This is a genomic window from Streptomyces sp. NPDC033216, assembly GCF_055577115.1.
This window is the reverse complement of record NZ_JBVIQK010000012.1, coordinates 92,753-108,652: the sequence shown is the minus strand read 5'-3', so window position 1 is coordinate 108,652 and position 15,900 is coordinate 92,753. Positions and strand designations below refer to the sequence as shown.

General features: G+C 69.0%; 18 protein-coding genes and 1 tRNA gene. 14 read left to right on the top strand and 5 right to left on the bottom strand.

The genetic code is table 11. The features are described from left to right. The first annotated feature begins 255 nt into the window (after window positions 1–255). The 4 genes from ACZ5Y0_RS22400 to ACZ5Y0_RS22385 all read left to right on the top strand — a co-directional run bounded on the left by ACZ5Y0_RS22400 (window position 256) and on the right by ACZ5Y0_RS22385 (window position 3,641). Complete coding sequence (locus ACZ5Y0_RS22400) at window positions 256–885, top strand: hypothetical protein (RefSeq protein ID WP_469130455.1); 630 nt, start codon at window positions 256–258, stop codon at window positions 883–885. Beyond that, entirely contained in the window at window positions 882–1,925 is a 1,044-nt protein-coding gene (locus ACZ5Y0_RS22395; RefSeq protein ID WP_469130454.1) for a helix-turn-helix domain-containing protein, read from the top strand. Before ACZ5Y0_RS22400 ends, ACZ5Y0_RS22395 begins: the two co-directional genes overlap by 4 nt. A gap of 647 nt (window positions 1,926–2,572) precedes the next feature. Further along, window positions 2,573–3,157 carry an ALF repeat-containing protein gene (locus ACZ5Y0_RS22390; protein ID WP_469130453.1) on the top strand — a complete coding sequence of 195 codons (585 nt, stop codon included), beginning with the start codon at window positions 2,573–2,575 and terminating at the stop codon, window positions 3,155–3,157. Window positions 3,158–3,368: 211 nt separating this feature from the next. Beyond that, the gene (locus ACZ5Y0_RS22385; RefSeq protein ID WP_469130452.1) at window positions 3,369–3,641 is read left to right on the top strand and encodes a hypothetical protein; all 273 of its coding nucleotides are present in this window, start codon (window positions 3,369–3,371) and stop codon (window positions 3,639–3,641) included. Between the two features lie 424 nt (window positions 3,642–4,065). Here the strand turns inward: ACZ5Y0_RS22385 and ACZ5Y0_RS22380 are convergent, their stop codons facing one another. Continuing rightward, window positions 4,066–4,434 carry a DUF6344 domain-containing protein gene (locus ACZ5Y0_RS22380; protein WP_469130451.1) on the bottom strand — a complete coding sequence of 123 codons (369 nt, stop codon included), beginning with the start codon at window positions 4,432–4,434 and terminating at the stop codon, window positions 4,066–4,068. A gap of 338 nt (window positions 4,435–4,772) precedes the next feature. On the opposite strand from ACZ5Y0_RS22380, the gene ACZ5Y0_RS22375 reads away from it, so the two are divergent. Then, a complete protein-coding gene (locus ACZ5Y0_RS22375; RefSeq protein WP_003999697.1) occupies window positions 4,773–4,901 on the top strand; it encodes a DLW-39 family protein in 129 nt (42 codons plus the stop codon). 212 nt (window positions 4,902–5,113) lie between these two features. Continuing rightward, entirely contained in the window at window positions 5,114–6,484 is a 1,371-nt protein-coding gene (locus ACZ5Y0_RS22370) for a hypothetical protein (RefSeq protein ID WP_469130450.1), read from the top strand. Here ACZ5Y0_RS22370 and ACZ5Y0_RS22365 read toward each other — a convergent pair. Both ACZ5Y0_RS22365 and ACZ5Y0_RS22360 read right to left on the bottom strand, forming a co-directional pair. Then, window positions 6,448–8,109: a serine/threonine-protein kinase gene (locus ACZ5Y0_RS22365; protein WP_469130449.1), complete on the bottom strand. Its 1,662-nt coding sequence runs from the start codon at window positions 8,107–8,109 to the stop codon at window positions 6,448–6,450. The two genes, ACZ5Y0_RS22370 and ACZ5Y0_RS22365, sit on opposite strands and share 37 nt — an antisense overlap. Window positions 8,110–8,309: 200 nt before the next feature. After that, complete coding sequence (locus ACZ5Y0_RS22360) at window positions 8,310–8,858, bottom strand: helix-turn-helix domain-containing protein (RefSeq protein WP_469130448.1); 549 nt, start codon at window positions 8,856–8,858, stop codon at window positions 8,310–8,312. A 183-nt stretch (window positions 8,859–9,041) separates the two neighbouring features. On the opposite strand from ACZ5Y0_RS22360, the gene ACZ5Y0_RS22355 reads away from it, so the two are divergent. After that, a tRNA-Ala gene (locus tag ACZ5Y0_RS22355) sits at window positions 9,042–9,114 on the top strand. A 124-nt stretch (window positions 9,115–9,238) separates the two neighbouring features. Here ACZ5Y0_RS22355 and ACZ5Y0_RS22350 read toward each other — a convergent pair. Next, on the bottom strand, window positions 9,239–9,940 hold the full coding sequence (locus ACZ5Y0_RS22350) for a DUF5324 family protein (protein ID WP_469130447.1): 702 nt from the start codon (window positions 9,938–9,940) through the stop codon (window positions 9,239–9,241). A 339-nt stretch (window positions 9,941–10,279) separates the two neighbouring features. Here ACZ5Y0_RS22350 and ACZ5Y0_RS22345 point away from each other — a divergent pair, with 339 nt between their 5' ends. After that, entirely contained in the window at window positions 10,280–10,807 is a 528-nt protein-coding gene (locus ACZ5Y0_RS22345; protein WP_469130446.1) for a peptidylprolyl isomerase, read from the top strand. Between the two features lie 160 nt (window positions 10,808–10,967). After that, window positions 10,968–11,861 carry a rhomboid family intramembrane serine protease gene (locus ACZ5Y0_RS22340; RefSeq protein ID WP_469130445.1) on the top strand — a complete coding sequence of 298 codons (894 nt, stop codon included), beginning with the start codon at window positions 10,968–10,970 and terminating at the stop codon, window positions 11,859–11,861. Between the two features lie 260 nt (window positions 11,862–12,121). On the opposite strand, the gene crgA is transcribed toward ACZ5Y0_RS22340, so the two are convergent. Next, entirely contained in the window at window positions 12,122–12,376 is a 255-nt protein-coding gene (gene crgA, locus ACZ5Y0_RS22335) for a cell division protein CrgA (protein WP_073495143.1), read from the bottom strand. Window positions 12,377–12,518: 142 nt separating this feature from the next. Here crgA and ACZ5Y0_RS22330 point away from each other — a divergent pair, with 142 nt between their 5' ends. Genes ACZ5Y0_RS22330 through ACZ5Y0_RS22310 form a run of 5 tightly spaced genes read left to right on the top strand, consistent with a single transcriptional unit; the run spans window position 12,519 to window position 15,888 of the window. Further along, window positions 12,519–13,307, top strand: coding sequence for a DUF881 domain-containing protein (locus ACZ5Y0_RS22330; protein WP_469130444.1), 789 nt, complete (start codon window positions 12,519–12,521; stop codon window positions 13,305–13,307). A gap of 29 nt (window positions 13,308–13,336) precedes the next feature. Then, window positions 13,337–14,029 carry a class E sortase gene (locus tag ACZ5Y0_RS22325; RefSeq protein WP_469130443.1) on the top strand — a complete coding sequence of 231 codons (693 nt, stop codon included), beginning with the start codon at window positions 13,337–13,339 and terminating at the stop codon, window positions 14,027–14,029. Between the two features lie 16 nt (window positions 14,030–14,045). Continuing rightward, a complete protein-coding gene (locus ACZ5Y0_RS22320) occupies window positions 14,046–14,243 on the top strand; it encodes a hypothetical protein (RefSeq protein ID WP_451529612.1) in 198 nt (65 codons plus the stop codon). Then, window positions 14,240–14,878, top strand: a complete 639-nt coding sequence (locus ACZ5Y0_RS22315) for an aminodeoxychorismate/anthranilate synthase component II (RefSeq protein ID WP_469130442.1) — start codon at window positions 14,240–14,242, stop codon at window positions 14,876–14,878. Before ACZ5Y0_RS22320 ends, ACZ5Y0_RS22315 begins: the two co-directional genes overlap by 4 nt. After that, window positions 14,797–15,888, top strand: coding sequence for a class E sortase (locus ACZ5Y0_RS22310; protein ID WP_469130574.1), 1,092 nt, complete (start codon window positions 14,797–14,799; stop codon window positions 15,886–15,888). The genes ACZ5Y0_RS22315 and ACZ5Y0_RS22310 overlap by 82 nt, the downstream gene beginning before the upstream one ends. Window positions 15,889–15,900 lie beyond the last annotated feature (12 nt).

The window sequence follows — 15,900 nt, the reverse complement described above, 5'->3', positions numbered from 1 at the left end:
GTCCAGGTCGTTCGTACAGTGGCGCGCTCCACCTGGACGCCATGGACCACGCCCGCTCCACGGTGTGTGGGTCGACGGCGGACGGGATGGGAGCTGGGGAGTGGTGGGTGTGAGGGGGCAAGGCGGCTGACCGTCACCCCGGAGGCCCCGAGGGTTGTCAGTGCCACCCGGTACGGTCCAGCAGACCAGAACGCCACGAAAAGCTGACCGTGAACGCTGGACATCAGGCGTCTTGCAGGCGGTATATTTTCTGGCATGAAATCCTATCCAGGTTCGGAGGATGTGCTTGCTGACCTCGGTGACAAGGTCACCGGCGGTCTGGCTCGCGCCGTCACGAAGACGCGTAAAGATCTCGCTGACTATCGCGAGAGCCACACGTCATGGGTTTCCGACAGCAGTGAGCGCGGTCTGGCGAACTGGATCCACGACAGACTGTGGGCCAACCTGTGCGCTGAGTTCGACGACCTGCCTGGCATCGGGCTCAGCGACCGTGAGCCGACGCGTGAGATCACCGTCGGATTCAACTACCGGCTGCGAGTGAAGAGGCACCGTCTCGACGGCAGGGTCAGCAGCTACGCTACGCAGACGGCGTTGGAGTTCTACGCTCAAGGCGAGCAGGAAACGTTCTCTGGCCTGGAAGAAGTCCGCTTGATCGCGGGCTACGAGTGGGATGCTGACAGCCGTTCCATGGGAGACGCGGTTCTGTCGCTCCGAGATGGCGAAGAGGATGTCATCTGGCTCGTCACATTGCCGGATGCGGGCACAGGCACCATCGGTGTACCTGCTCAGCCGATTCGTCCCACCGAGCCCGAGCCGGGTCTTCCCATCATCGACCTGCCCGACGCAGGTTCTGGCACCAGCACTAAGGGAGAAGTGGGCACATGACCGCCCTCGGCGAAGCGATCACTACTGCTCGCCGGGCACAGGGACTGACTCAGGAAGAGTTGGCAGCGGCGGCCGGCGTGACGCAGGCCGCCCTGTCTCGCTACGAGAACGGCATGCGTGAGCCGGACGAGGATGTTCTGGCCCGCTTGGCCGCAGCACTTGGACTGACACCTGCCTTCTTGCGGGCGGCAGGCTCTGTGCGCGGTGCGATGGCAGTAGACGCGCACATGCGGCGACGAGCTACCGCAAAGGCCACTACGTGGCGCCAGCTTGAAGCAAAGCTCAACATGTACCGGATGCACGTGCGCCACCTGATGGAGGAAGTCTCGCTTAAAGCGAATCAGCAAGTGCCGCGCTTCGACCCAGTCGAGACGGATCCTGCTGAAGCTGCCCGGATGGTACGGATGCAATGGCGTATGCCCATCGGGCCTGTGCGCTCAGTGGCCCGGTGGATGGAGGCTGCTGGGTGCATGATCTTGGCGGAGGACTTCGCGACATCACGGGTCGATGGGCTCTCGCAATGGGTTGATGACTACCCCATCGTCCTGATCAACCTGACAGCCCCGACCGACAGGCTCCGCCTCACGTTGGGGCATGAGCTTGGCCACCTGTGCCTGCATGCATACGAGGTCACCCCTGACATGGAGGATCAAGCGACGCGCTTCGCCGCAGAGTTCCTGATGCCGGAAGAGGTCATCCGTCCGCAGCTTCGGAACCTCACTCTGGGGCGCCTCCATGATCTGAAGCGCGAATGGGGTACATCTATGCAAGCGCTGATTGAGCAGGCATACCGGCTCGATACGATCACTGCGAGCAAACGCGAGTACCTGTACAAGCAGCTCAGCAGCAAGGGGTGGCGGACACGCGAGCCCTTGAGTGACGAACTCGTGCCGGAGACACCTGCTCTTGCTCAGTCCATCGGCGATGCCATGGTGGACAAAGGACTCACCGTTGACGAAATTGCCCAGATGGCTGGCTTCGCTGAAGCTGCACAGAACACGATCTTCGTGCCGAAGAGTCGACGCCTGCGCGCTCTATGAGGTCAGCCTGTCAAGGCCAAGGGCGCAAGCTGACATCAGCCTCTGACACCAACAGCGCCGAACGCTGCCGATCAGTTACGTACCTGCGCGACCCCTCGTGCTGGTTGTTTCTAGGGTCGAGCGAGGTTGGATGGTCGCGGTGATCGACCTGATAAGGATGAGGCCACAGGTTCAAATCCTGTTAGCCCCACCAGCGAAAGACCCCCGGTCCTCTTGGGCCGGGGGTCTTTGCGATCTGCGGGTGACATCGACCGATGAGCGGGCTTCGAGCAGGTCGGCGAGCGTCGTCACGGCCTCGCGCTCCCCGTCGCCCACCAGGTGGGGGTGGCCATCCGTAGCCAGGCCGGTGCGTGTGTGCAGGAGTTGAGCGGCGATGGCGTCTGTCATCGGTGCGGGCAGGCCGAGCCGGGCCGATACGGGGCCCATCCCGACGCAGTCGACCCAGGCAGAGCTGAGCGGACGCGACCCAGGGCTGCAAGGTCGTTCGTGCGGTGGCACCGAGCGTCCTGCCTCGGAGCAGCCACAGTGATGCGAGCCACTGGCGGGCGTGATCGGCGAAGGTCGTCTGGTCGGGGCGATGCACCAGCCCATCCCCTTCTGAGACAATCCCAGCTCCGCACTCCTTGTACATGACAAAGGATGACCTCATGAGATCGACTCGCGTGATCCTCGCTGTGGCCGCAGGCGCTCTTGCCCCGGTGGTGTTACTTGCCACGCCGTCCATGGCCGCCTCCGTTGCCCCCGCCGTCGCCGTCGCGCTGCCCAGCTCGCCCTACGACGAGATGGGTGCGGACGACCTGCGTGTGGCGATAGCCCGTGTCCTCGCCGCTCCCGGCAGCGGCAAGCGTGTGATCCAGGAGGCGAACGCGCTGCTGGACAGCGGCACGGTGGAGGAGATGCGCGCTTGGTTGGAGACGGGCCACCGCCTCGCTCAGGCCGAGGACGACCAGGTCGCGCTCGCCAGGATTCTCTCCGACCCGGACAGCGGCAGACGCGTCATTGCGGAGGTCAACCGGCTCCTCGACAGCGGCACCGTGGAGGAGACGCGCGCTTGGTTGGAGACGGGCTACCGCCTCGCTCAGGCCGAGGACGACCGGGTCGCTGTTTCCCGGCTCCTCGCCAGCCCCGGCATAAGCGACGCCCTTCGCGCGGCGGCCGGCGCTGCCCTCGACGACAACACCCCGGAAGCGCTGCGCCACTTCTTGGAAGTCGGCCAGTACGAGGTCGGCTAGGACGCAGGCCGCGTAGTGGCGGTGGGCGCGTGTCGGGCGAAAGAAGGTGATCACTTCCCGCGGCGGTGCAGGCTGCGCCCTTGTCCTTGCTCACCTGCCGTAGGGCGGCAGCACGGCCGTTGGTGATCGAGTCGCAAAACCCTCGCTGTACTGTCCCCGTAGATCACGGGGAGGGGCGCGAATGATCAGCCGGTGGCCGACGGCCTTGGGGGTGAACCTGCTCCTTGGCATACCGGGGGTCGTGCCGATCTGGCTGCTGTGGTTCCTGGCAGCCGGCTGGCACAACCCGGAACCGACGGAGAACGACGGCATGGCGCTGTGGTTGGTGATCGTCGTACCCGTCGTCGGTCTGTACGCGATGCTGTGGTGGTCTGCCAACAGTGCCCTTGTCCACCGGACCTCGCTCCCTGCCCGCACCTACTGGCTGCTCAGCGCGGTAGGCACGTTCTTGCCCACTCTCACACTCATCCTGCTCGCTCCTTGAGCTGCCTGGTCCGGGCATGACCTAGCCTCAGCCGAGACGACCTCGACGGGGTCGATGCGGATGCCGTCGCGGGACCGCCGATGGACGGCCACGGGTCAGCCCACCTGTCGCAGGCTGCGGCCGGGGGACTTGGCGAGGATTCGATCCGCAGCGACGGGGCGGGGTGCGGTGCTGGACGCCGGCTCGGAAAAAAGGCGGGTCAGGGGGCTGGGCGCCGGGCCTTCGGCATGTCCTGGGCCTTGACCGTCTCCCGCGTCCCGCCGCCCTCGATCCTTCGGCGGAGGCGTGGGTGCCCGTCGCCGGAAGTGGGCATGGCGAAGGCCCGGTTGCTCCGGGGGAGCTGCCGGGCCTGCATCATGCGGCTGTACGCAAGTTCGCCGTTACGTCGTGATCGTGGTGGGGTGCGGCACGGTGTGCCGGGGTGTCAGCGCTGGAGGGGTGCGGCGGGCTCGGCGGCCGGTTCGGTCTCGGTCTCGCAGGGGGCCGTGAGGTGGTCGTCCGGTTCCGTCTCGGAGAGGGGGCGCTGGCGGCAGCTGGGGGACTTGCCGTGGGCCTCGGCGTGGATGCGCTGCTTCATCGTGGGGGGCAGGGACCGTGCCAGTAGCGAGGTCCAGGGGGACGCCGCCGCCACGTTCGCGGGTACGGCGCTGTCGCTCTCGCTGCTGTTGCGCGTCGGCTCGCTCTGCGCTACCGCGGTCGCGGCGGTCGTGGTGACGAGTCCGAGCGCCGTGCACAGCGCGAGGAAGGCGGTGATGATGGCGGTCCACAGCTTCATGACCCGGTTGTCGGTCATGGCCCCTCACTTTCGGGTTGGGCGATTTGCGTACTTTCCTCATGATGTGTATGGGGACCGCGAAGTGGTGGACCGACGCTCGTGGCGTGGCGTTGTTCCGATGAACACCACCCGTATGGGCGCAAGAGGGTAGATAACTCACCGAAGCGGGGCGAAGTCACCGTCCGTGCGGATGTGATCACCCTCCGGTCCGGAGGTTGTTCCCCTGCCGCGAGGTCGGCTACTGGGCTGTCGAGCGGGGCAGTTGAGGGAGCCGACGCAGGTCACCGATCGGTATCGGCCGTGTGTATAGTCGGGCGCCAGAGGTCCCCTACGTCAAGGAAAGACGAGGTCGCGCGGTGAAGAAGCTTCTCCTGGTCGCACTGGCCGCCATCGGCGGGCTCCTCGTGTACCGCCAGATCCAGGCGGATCGCGCCGAGCAGGATCTGTGGACGGAGGCGACTGACTCCGTGCCCACGGGTTCGTGAATACCGATACCGAGAACTGATCAGGCCCCGACCGCTCCGCGCGGTCGGGGTTTTGTGTTGCGGGGGACGCCGACCCGGTCAGGGGCAGCCGTTTCGGACGTTCGTACGGGATGCGGGGCGGCGCGAGGGCCGGCAGGGCAGGATGACCCACGGCCGGGTCCGGACGGGACCGCTGCCGACGAGACGAGGGGCGAGGGGCGAGGGGGCGTGTGATGGGCCGGCGTACGGGGCGGGTGACCGCACTGCGCGGGGCTGTGGTGCGGACGGTCGCAGCGTGGGCCGTCGCCGTGGCGGCTGCGTTCTGCGTGGACGCGGCCGGCCTGCCGGGGGCCGTGGCCGAGGCCACCGGTGCGGCGGACGCACCCGCCTACGCCTTCGACCGGAACGCCCGCGGCATCGCCGCCGCCAGGGGCACCACCGATGCCTTACGCCTGGAGCCGGGCACCACCTACCGCAGCGTCCTCGCGGGCCGCGAGAAGGTGTTCTACCGGCTGGAACTCGACGACGCCTCGAACGCGTACGTCTCCGTCACGGCCGTCCCGCCCGCGGGCGCCGCGCTCGCCGGCGGCGACGGCATCAAGGTGTCCGTGCAGAACGCCGACAGCGGCAGCTGCTCCTTCGACACCGTGACCGTGGGAGCCTCCAGGGACCCGCACCCGATCACCGCCTGGGGGGCGCGCGAGATCCTCGCGGGCAAGGGGCTGTGCCGGGAGGCGGGCACCTACTTCCTCGTGGTCGAACGCACCGAGACCAGCACCGGGGCCGGGCAGCCCTGGGAGCTGGAACTGACGCCCGTGTCCGAGCCGCCGTTGGCCGGGGCCGGCGCGACGCGCGTGCCCGAGGTGTGGAACTCCGCCACGCCGGCGCCCCTCGTCGGGGAACCCGTGGACCGGCCGGGCGGCGAGGGCTTCTCCGGCGCGACCGCCGTGGGGCAGGGCGTCTGGCGGGACGAGATCGTCCCCGGACAGACCCTCTTCTACAAGGTGCCGGTCGACTGGGGACAGCAGCTGTACGCCACCGTCGACCTGGACAGCGCGGGCACGGACTCCGGATTCGTGGTCCCCGCCCTCGACCTGACGGTCTACAACCCGGTGCGCGCCGAGATCGCCGACACGAGCATCGGCTACGGCGGCACCCAGAAGTCGACCTCCCTCCCCCTTCTGCCGCCGGTCCGGTACGTCAACCGGTACGCCCCCACGAACCCGACCCAGAGCCTGCGGTTCGCGGGCTTCCACTACCTCTCCGTGTACCTCTCGGCGCAGGTCGCCGAACGCTTCGGTGACGGGCCCTACGGCGTGAAGCTGCGCGTCCGGATCGACGGGGCCGCGCAGGTCGGACCGGGGTACGAGGGCGGGTCGGTGCCCAGTGGCGTCTTCGACACCGCTTCTCGGGGCGGGAGGAGCATCCCGGTCGGTGGTGCGGCCGACGACGGCGCCGGGGGCGACGCCGCGATGACGGCGGTCGCCGTGGGCGGCATCGGTACCGGCAGCGCGCTGCTGCTGGTGCTCGGCGTGTGGACGGTGACGGCCCGGCGCCGCGTCTCCGCTCAGATCCGGGCCAACGCCCAGAACCCGACGGCGTAGCAGACCAGGGCCAGTAGCAGGAGCGGCAGCGCGACCTTGGCGGACGGGCCGGGACGCCGGGCCGCCCGGGCACGGCGGTGGCCGCGACGACGGACGCGCTCCGGTGGTGCGAGGGCAGGGCCCGTGGAAGGGCGGACCTGGGGGTCCTGAGCTGTGTAGGAAGCGGTGGAGGTGTCGGCGCGCCGGGCGGGCGGCAGCACGAAGGTGGAGTCGCTCGGAGCGCCCGGAGCGGCGGCCTGGTGCGGGGTGGGGGCGCCCGGGTGCAGAGGAGGCGGGAGAGGGAAGCTGCCGGTGTCCGACATGGAGCGGAGCGGACCGGCGGACGGGGCCCGCACCGGCTGACGTTGATCGCCCGGATCGCCAGGATCGCCCGGATCGCAGGGGCGCGGCGCGGTCGGTGCCGGCGCCGGTGCCGGAAAGCCCTCCGCGTCCGGCCCGCCGGACAGGGGCGGTCCGGCCGGTACGGCGTGGTCGGCGTCGGCCCCGCGTGGTAGGGCGCCTTCCCCCGGCCCCGGCCCGCCCTGAGGGGCGGGAGCCCCTTGCGGCGGCGCCGGAGGCCGCACGGCGGGCGGCACGGAGGGTGGTGCGAAGGGCGGGGCCGGGGTTTCGGACGCCACGGAACCCGTGCCTGGCCACGCCGGGAACGGATCGAGACCCGGCTCGCCGGGCGTGGACCCCGTGGTGTCCCGCCGTGCGGAGATCCGCCCGAACGACGAGGATGCCCCGGCGACCCCCGGCGCCGTTCTCAGGGGACCCTGTGGCCCGAAACCCTCTGGCAGAGGACCGAGTTGGTCGAAGATCTCGATCTGCTCGTCGTCCGGGCCGGGAGCGGGGAGCAACTCGGCGGCCGCGGCCAGTGCCTTGCGGGCCCCCGTGGCCGTGCGGAAGCGAGCCTGGGGATCCGGTTGCAGCAGTGTGGCCACGACCTGCCACAGCGGCTCGGGAACTCCCCTGGGCGCGACCGGAGTTCCATGCTCCGCGAAGAACTGGACGAGCGCCTTGGCGTCCGGCTTGGCGCCCTCCAGGAGGTACAGGGCGACCAGGCCGACGGCGAAGAGGTCGGCGGGGAAGTCGGGTTCGGCGCCCATCATCTGCTCGGGGGCGAGATAACCGGGCGTTCCCACCACCAGGTTGGTCTCCGTCAGCCGCGGTTCGCCGAGCCGCATCGCGATGCCGAAGTCGGACAGCCGCAGCCGAGGGCGGGCCGTGCCGGTGGCCTCCAGCAGGATGTTGGCGGGCTTGATGTCACGGTGGACGACGCCCTCCGCGTGGACGGCGGAGATCCCGGACAGCAGCTGGTCGAGGAGGGTGCAGACGAAGAGGGGTGGCAGTGGGCCGTAGTCGCCCACGAGGTGGACCAGGGAGCCGCCGGCCACCAGGTCCATGGTGAAGAGGACCTTGTCGTCGTCGGCGGCCCAGCTGGCGGGGGCGAGGACATGGGGATGGTCGATGCGCAGTGCCTGCTCGCGCACGAAGCGGAGCAGCGCGTGGGCGTCGCTCTGCTGGAGCACCTTGGCGGCCACATAGCGGCGGCGGCGGTGGTCCCAGGCGCGCCAGACGGCGCCGACCCCTCCGCGGCCGATCGGGTCGGCGAGTTCGTACCGTGCGGCGAAGACCTCACCCATGGCGGTGCGTCGCTCCTCCCCCTAGGGATTCCCCCTGTCGTCCCCTCGCTACCCCGGTGATGAGTGATACGACCCCCGTGGCCCGTCACGATCCGGCTCGCGTCATTCCCCCGTGAAGAACGCCACCCCTGCGCTCCTCGCGGTCCCGCACTGTGTCGTCGGCCCGGTCGCCGAACCCCCTTCGGTCACCGGGCCCGGGCTCAGCTCTGGTGGGACTGGTAGTGCGCCACGGCGTCCGAGGTGCGGCCGGCGCCGTAGACCTTGAGGAACTCCGCCAGTTCCGGGTGGGTCGGGGCGAGGGTGTCGGCCGCGTCGATGATGTCGCCGGCGGCGGCCACCGAGCGCAGCAGCGACTGGATCTCGCGGACGACCCGCTTGACCGTCGGCGCCCCCGAACCGCTCGTCGTCTGTGTGGTGGCGTTGAGCACCGAACCCCCTTGCGACCGCTTGATCTCGTCCATGCGGTCGGACGCCTCGGCGGCGCTGACGCTGCCGTCCGCGACCTGGGCCGCCAGCTCCTGCAACAGCTGCACCCGCTGCACGACCGCCGGGTTGCCGATCTTCGCCCGCTGCCCGCTCATCAGCTGGGACAGCATCGGCGCCGACAGCCCCAGTACCCCCGCGAGACGCGCCTGGTTGAGACCAAGATCGTCGATGAGCTTACGGAAGAGCGCCCCCAGCGGCTCCCCGTACCAGTTCCGCTGCAGTTCCCGCGCTCTCGCGGTGGCTTCCTGCTGTGCGGCGTCCATGTGCGTCTCCCCATCGCTTCCCCAAGAAACCGCGGTTCGCTGTAGCGAACCACGCCGAGCATCTTACGGAGAGTGGTCATCCGCGGGGACCCCCAATCTTTTTGCGAGATACGGGGGGTGACCCGGTACTCTTGTCGTCGGCGCCCGCCGGGGTCGTTTTCTCCGGTCGGACGCTTCCTGTGAGGGGCCTTAGCTCAGTTGGTAGAGCGCTGTCTTTGCATGGCAGATGTCAGGGGTTCGACTCCCCTAGGCTCCACAGCGAAAGAGCCCCTCCGTCCGGCGACCGGACGGAGGGGCTCTTCTTTTCGGGCCGCCGGTGCGACCGCTGTGCGGTCCCTGGGCGATCCCGTGGTTGTTTCACGTGGAACGGGGCGGAGACCTCAGCCGCGGTCCTCGCGGTGCGAGGTCTCCTTGTCCTCCTTCGCCTGCACCTCGGGGTCGAGGGCCGAGGCGTCACCGCTGCCGTCGACGGACGTCAGCCCGCCCGCGGCAGGTACCTCGGTGGCGGCGGGCGGCTCGACCAGCCAGTCAGGGTTGGCCTGCTTGTCCCACCACTTCCATGCGGCGAAGGCACCTCCGGCCACCACGCCCACCACGGCCAGCGTCTTGGCGAGCTTGCCCGCCCTGGCCCGGCGGCGGTGTTTGCGCACGAGCTTCTCGATCTCCCTCGGCGTCACCTGACCGCGCAGGGCGGCCATCGCGGCGACGCCGCGCGCGGCAGCCTCTTCCTTCATGGGCCCGGCCGCGGCCACCGCCTGTTCGATCTTCGGCCGGGAGTAGTCGGCGGCCTGCCGGGCGGCCAGGCGGGTACGGAGAGCCGCTTCATGAGCGGCCTGGTCGACCTTCGGCGGGACGTGCGCCAACGCCTGTTCCAGCCGGGGTGCCACCCGGGCGTCGTACTGGACGCGAGCCTGTTCGGCGGCCAGCGACACCTTGGGCGCGAGCCGTACGCGGGCCTCGTGCGCGTAGAGCGCGGCCCTCTCCTTGGCCGTGTCGGCGTAGGGCGCCACCACTTCCGCGGCGTGCAGCACGCTGTCCTTCGCCGAACCGGTCGCGGCGCGCACGCTGTCGATGCGGGTCACGGGTTCCTCCTCCTCGGTGGCGTACGGTATTTCGACTTTCCACCCTTTTCCGGATCATGCCTGCCGACGGCCATGAAGGCATGCGCCGACGGGCATACGGGTGCCGGACGCCCGAGTTGTCTTGATCGGATCTGAGAGCGGATGAATAAGGGGCAACGGGAACGTGTCGCCGACAATGCCACGGATCGGCCCGGCTTGCCCCCGTCCCGGGCGCGTCCGGCGCATTTCCGTAGGCGAAATGGGCGGTTCCGGTGCACGGGACGGTGGTCGGGCGACGCACCGCCGTGGGCGTGCGAGGATCGACGGGTCACAGGAGGACAACGGAAGGCAAGGCAGACCGTGGCCGAGCAGCTTTACGCCACCCTGAAGACCAATCACGGCGACATCGAGGTCCGGCTCTTCCCGGACCACACGCCCAAGACGGTCAAGAACTTCGTCGACCTCGCCACCGGAGGGCGGGAATGGACCAACCCCTCCACCGGCGAGAAGTCCTCGGCCAGGCTCTACGACGGCACGGTCTTCCACCGGGTGATCAGCGGATTCATGATCCAGGGCGGTGACCCGCTGGGCAACGGCACCGGCGGTCCCGGTTACCAGTTCGAGGACGAGTTCCACCCGGACCTGCGCTTCGACCGGCCGTATCTGCTGGCGATGGCCAACGCCGGGCCCGGCACCAACGGTTCGCAGTTCTTCATCACCGTCTCCCCGACGGCCTGGCTCACCCGCAAGCACAGCATCTTCGGTGAGGTCACCGACCCGGCGAGCCAGAAGGTCGTCGACGCGATCGCGGGCGTGCAGACCAACCCGCGCACCGACCGTCCGCTGAACGACGTCGTCATCGAGTCGGTCGTCGTCGAGAAGCGTTAGGCCGCGCAGGAGCGTCAGCTCGCGGAGAAGCGTCCGCTCGCGCGTTGGACGCGGGGCCGCGCACCGGCCGGTGCCCGCTTCCCGGCGGGAACCATTTGCCCCGCTCGTCCGTAGGGACGGTCGGGGCACAGCCTTGTTCACGAAGAGATCGGGGGAGCCCATGGATCAGGCGCCTGGGAGCCGGCCGGACGACACCCAGAACGGTCTGCCGGTCTGTTACCGGCACGCGGGCCGCGAGACCGGCGTGCGCTGCACGCGCTGCGAGCGCCCGATCTGCCCCGAGTGCATGGTGAGCGCCTCCGTCGGCTTCCAGTGTCCGGAGTGCGTGCGGAACGGCTCCGGCACGGGGCACGCACCGGCGGCGAACCGGCCCCGCACTCTCGCGGGCGGCACCGTCGCGGCCGACCCGCATCTGGTCACCAAGGTCCTCATGGGTCTCTGCCTCGCGGTCTTCGTGGTGCAGCTGGCCGTAGGGGACCGGTTCACGGACCGTTTCAGCCTGCTGGGACTGGCGTACGTGCCCGACCTCGGTTCGGTGGAAGGGGTCGCCGAGGGCCAGTGGTACCGGCTGCTGACCTCGATGTTCCTGCACCTGGACTACTTCCACATCTTCTCCAACATGCTCAGCCTCTGGTTCATCGGCCGGTATGTGGAGGAGGCGCTGGGGCGCACCCGCTATCTCGCGCTCTACCTGCTGTCCGGACTGTCCGGCGGAGCCCTGGCCTATCTGGTGGGCGCCCCCAACCACCCCTCGCTCGGCGCCTCTGGTGCCATCCTCGGTGTCTTCGGCGCTCTCGCGGTCCTGATGCGTCGGCAGCGCTACGACATGCGGCCGATCGTCGCGATGCTGGTGATCACGTTGATCATCACCTTCGGCTGGAGCAACGTCTCCTGGGAGGCGCACGTCGGCGGCCTCGTCGGTGGTGCCGTCATCGGCTTCGCCATGGTCCACGCACCCCGCGACCGGCGGGCCCTGGTGCAGTACGGCACGTGCGCCCTGGTGCTGGCCGTGATCGTGGTCCTCACCCTCGTGAGGACCGCCCAGCTCACCTGAGCGTCACGGCACTGGGCGCACCGTTGTCCACAGCGAGTGCCCAATCTTGTGCACACTGTGCGGGAACAACTGTGCCCCCTGTCACTGGCCTGTGTTTCCGCAGGCCAGGCAGGGGGCGAACAGGTTTTCGAATGACGGCCGTTCTTCGCACCGGCGTCAACATCCCAGAGGTTATCCACAGATGGTCGTTCTTTTTCCCCACTGTGGAAAACGGCTGTGGATAACTTGGTGGATACCCCTGGGCAGGGGTGCTCCGGTGGCTACTTCCACTGGGTGGAGACGCCGAAGCCGGCGGCGATGAAGCCGAAACCGACCACGATGTTCCAGTTGCCCAGGGCGTCGATGGGCAGCGAACCGTCGGTCACGTAGAACACGACGATCCAGGCGAGTCCGATGAGGAACAGGGCCAGCATCACCGGCGCGACCCAGGCCCGGCTGTTCAGCTTGATGGCGGTCGCCTGCTTCGCGGGCGGCGGCGTGTAGTCGGCCTTCTTGCGGATACGTGACTTCGGCACGAGGGTCTCTCCTGTCGATGCGCTGCGTGGCCGCGCAGGGCTGCTGGGTCGGGCTCGGGGCAGCGTACAAGGGGACACTGACCGCTCCCCCGGGCGTCCGTTAGCGTAGTGCTTCTACGGCGCCGAAGGAGATAAGGGTACGTTGAGCAATTCTGCCGACTTCCCCGGGACGGATTCAACGGGCTCCGCTCCCGGTCGCCGTCCACGCCTGCGGCCGGTCCGTGTGCTCACCGCAGGTGTCTTCGCCCTCGCGGGTCTCATCTTCTTCACCAGCTTCGATACCGCCAAGGGCACCGACATCCGCACGGACGCCTCCCTGCTGAAGCTGTCCGACCTCATCCAGGAGCGCAGCCACAAGAACGGCGAGCTGGACGAGTCCAACGCGACCCTGCGCGACGAGGTCGAGTCACTGGCCGAGGCCGACGACGGCAGCACCCGGGCCGAGGACGAGAAACTGGCCCAGCTCGAGGACGCGGCGGGCACCCAGAAGGTCAGGGGGCGGGCGGTCACGGTCACGCTCAACGACGCCCCGCCGAACGCCACCGCCAAGCTCCCCGGCTACCCCGAGCCCCAGCCCGACTACCTGGTCATCCACCAGCAGGATCTCCAGGCCGTGGTGAACGCCCTGTGGCAGGGCGGCGCCGAGGGCATCAAGGTCATGGACCAGCGGCTGATCTCCACCAGCGCCGTGCGCTGTGTGGGCAACACCCTGATCCTCCAGGGACGCGTCTACTCCCCGCCGTACAAGATCCAGGCGGTCGGGGACCCGGAGAAGCTCCAGCAGGCGCTCGCGGACTCCCCGGCGATCCAGAACTACATGGTCTACGTCAACGTCTACGGGCTCGGCTGGAAAGTCACCGAGGACGGCACGGTGACGCTGCCCGGCTACTCGGGCACAGTGGATCTGCACTACGCGAAGCCGGTGGAGTAGCCGGACCAGCCGCCTCTCGGGAGTCGCCGGTGCGCGTGATCGTCAGAACCGTCAGCGAACTGTTCATCACCGTCGGCTCCGTGATCGTCCTCTTCGTCGCCTACGTCCTCTTCTGGACCGGGGTGAAGGCCGATCACCTCATGGACGACCAGATCGACAGCCTCCAGCAGCGGTGGGCGCGGGAGCCCGCGGCCGCGCCCCGTGCCTCCACGGGCCCGGCGCCGCCGACGCCGTACACGCCGATGCCGTACACGCGGGGCAGGCCGTTCGCGATCATGTACATCCCGCGGCTGGGTTTCACGTGGAACAAGCCGGTGCTCGAAGGGACGGACGGCGGCACCCTGAAGAAGGGGCTCGGCCACTACGCGGGCACCGCGCGGCTCGGGCGGACCGGGAACTTCTCCGTCGCAGGTCACCGGCGCACCCATGGCGACCCCTTCAAGGACTTCCCGAGGCTGCGGCGGGGGGACGTGGTGGTGCTGACGGACGGCAGGACCTGGTTCACGTATCGGATCGATCAAGGGCCGTACAAAACAGTGCCCACGGACGTCGAGGTGATCGCCCCTGTGCCACGTAAGTCGGGGTATACGCGTCCCGGACGCTATCTGACGCTGACGACCTGCGATCCCGAGTGGGGGCACAGTCACCGGCTGATCGTCTGGGCGCACCTGGACTCCACACAGCCCGTGGAGGCAGGCAGACCGAAGGCCCTACGCCGTTAGTCTGGTGAGGTACGGCGTGAGTCTGGTGCCGTGGTGCGACGGAAGGGACGGCATGTACGGCTGGATCTGGCGGCATCTGCCGGGAAACGCGTTGGTGAAGGCGCTGATCTCGATCGTGCTGGTTCTGGCCGCGGTGTACGTCCTCTTCCAGTACGTCTTTCCGTGGGCCGAACCGCTGCTTCCCTTCAATGATGTGACGGTGGACAACCAGTGAGCGCGCGCATTCTCGTCGTCGACAACTACGACAGCTTCGTCTTCAACCTGGTCCAGTACCTGTACCAGCTGGGCGCCGAGTGCGAGGTCCTGCGCAACGACGAGGTGTCGACGGCGCACGCCCAGGACGGCTTCGACGGAGTCCTGCTGTCCCCCGGCCCCGGTACCCCGGAGGAGGCCGGCGTCTGCGTCGACATGGTCCGGCACTGCGCGAGCACCGGCGTGCCGGTCTTCGGTGTCTGCCTGGGCATGCAGTCGATGCAGGTGGCGTACGGCGGTGTGGTGGACCGGGCGCCGGAGCTGCTGCACGGCAAGACCTCGCTGGTGGAGCACGGCGGCCGGGGCGTCTTCACGGGGCTGCCCTCGCCCTTCACGGCGACCCGCTACCACTCGCTCGCGGCCGAGCCGGCGACGGTCCCGGCCGAGCTGGAGGTCACGGCCCGCACCCAGGACGGCATCGTCATGGGTCTGCGCCACCGGGCGCTGCCGGTCGAAGGGGTGCAGTTCCACCCGGAGTCGGTGCTCACCGAGCACGGGCACCTGATGCTGGCCAACTGGCTGGTGGAGTGCGGCGACCAGGGTGCCGTGGCGAGGTCGGCGGGGCTCGCCCCGGTGGTGGGCAGGGCCACGGCGTGACCGCAGTCCGCCCCGAGCGTGAGGACCTGTACGGCGGTGTGCCGTACGAGCCTCCCATCGACGAGGAGACGGTGGCACTACGCGTGCCGCCGCCGCCCGGGTTCGTGTTCGGCGGCGAGTCCTCATCCCCTTCTGGAGCCTCAACAGCCCCTCCTGGCACGGGAACTCCGGCAGGGGGCCGTGCGGCCCGGAGAAAGGCCGCCAAGGGCCGTCACGGGCGCCACGGAGGTCATGGAGGCGATGGCGAGGCTCATGGCGGCCATGAGCATCCTCCGGAAGCCGCCGCGGCGCGGCCGCTCTCGCGCGTGGAGGCCCGCCGGCAGGCGCGGGCCCGCAAGCCGAGCGCGGCGGTCGTCGCCAGCCGGGCGGTCGGCGAGGTGTTCATCACCACCGGGGTGCTGATGCTCCTCTTCGTCACCTACCAGCTGTGGTGGACGAACGTCCGGGCGCACGCGCAGGCGGACAGGGAGGCCAGCAGCCTCCAGGACGACTGGGCGAACGGCAAGCGCAACCCCGGCACCTTCTCGCCGGGACAGGGCTTCGCGCTCCTGCACATCCCCGAGCTGGACGTGGTGGTGCCGATCGCCGAGGGCATCAGCAACAAGAAGGTGCTCGACAAGGGCATGGTCGGGCACTACGGCGAGGGCGCACTGACCACGGCCATGCCCGACGCGAAGACGGGCAACTTCGGTCTCGCGGGCCACCGCAACACGCACGGCGAGCCGTTCCGGTACATCAACAGGCTCCAGCCCGGCGACTCGATCGTCGTCGAGACGCAGGACCAGTACTACGTCTACAAGACGGCGTCGATGCTCCCGGTGACCTCGCCGAGCAACGTGAGCGTCCTGGACCCCGTGCCGCGGGACTCCGGATTCACCGGGCCGGGCCGGTACATCACGCTGACGACGTGCACGCCGGAGTTCACCAGCAAGTACCGGCTGATCGTCTGGGGCAAGATGGTCGAGGAACGGCCGCGCAGCAAGGGCAAGCCGGATGCGCTCGTCGAGTAGGCGTGCAGTCGA

What these genes read in the sequence shown, in the direction of transcription:
- ACZ5Y0_RS22395 (WP_469130454.1), top strand. Translation starts at nt 882, where the DNA reads ATGACCGCCCTCGGCGAAGCGATCACTACTGCTCGCCGGGCACAGGGA.
- ACZ5Y0_RS22390 (WP_469130453.1), top strand. Translation starts at nt 2,573, where the DNA reads ATGAGATCGACTCGCGTGATCCTCGCTGTGGCCGCAGGCGCTCTTGCC.
- ACZ5Y0_RS22400 (WP_469130455.1), top strand. Translation starts at nt 256, where the DNA reads ATGAAATCCTATCCAGGTTCGGAGGATGTGCTTGCTGACCTCGGTGAC.
- ACZ5Y0_RS22365 (WP_469130449.1), bottom strand. Translation starts at nt 8,109, where the DNA reads ATGGGTGAGGTCTTCGCCGCACGGTACGAACTCGCCGACCCGATCGGC.
- ACZ5Y0_RS22360 (WP_469130448.1), bottom strand. Translation starts at nt 8,858, where the DNA reads ATGGACGCCGCACAGCAGGAAGCCACCGCGAGAGCGCGGGAACTGCAG.
- ACZ5Y0_RS22380 (WP_469130451.1), bottom strand. Translation starts at nt 4,434, where the DNA reads ATGACCGACAACCGGGTCATGAAGCTGTGGACCGCCATCATCACCGCC.
- ACZ5Y0_RS22340 (WP_469130445.1), top strand. Translation starts at nt 10,968, where the DNA reads ATGGATCAGGCGCCTGGGAGCCGGCCGGACGACACCCAGAACGGTCTG.
- ACZ5Y0_RS22370 (WP_469130450.1), top strand. Translation starts at nt 5,114, where the DNA reads ATGGGCCGGCGTACGGGGCGGGTGACCGCACTGCGCGGGGCTGTGGTG.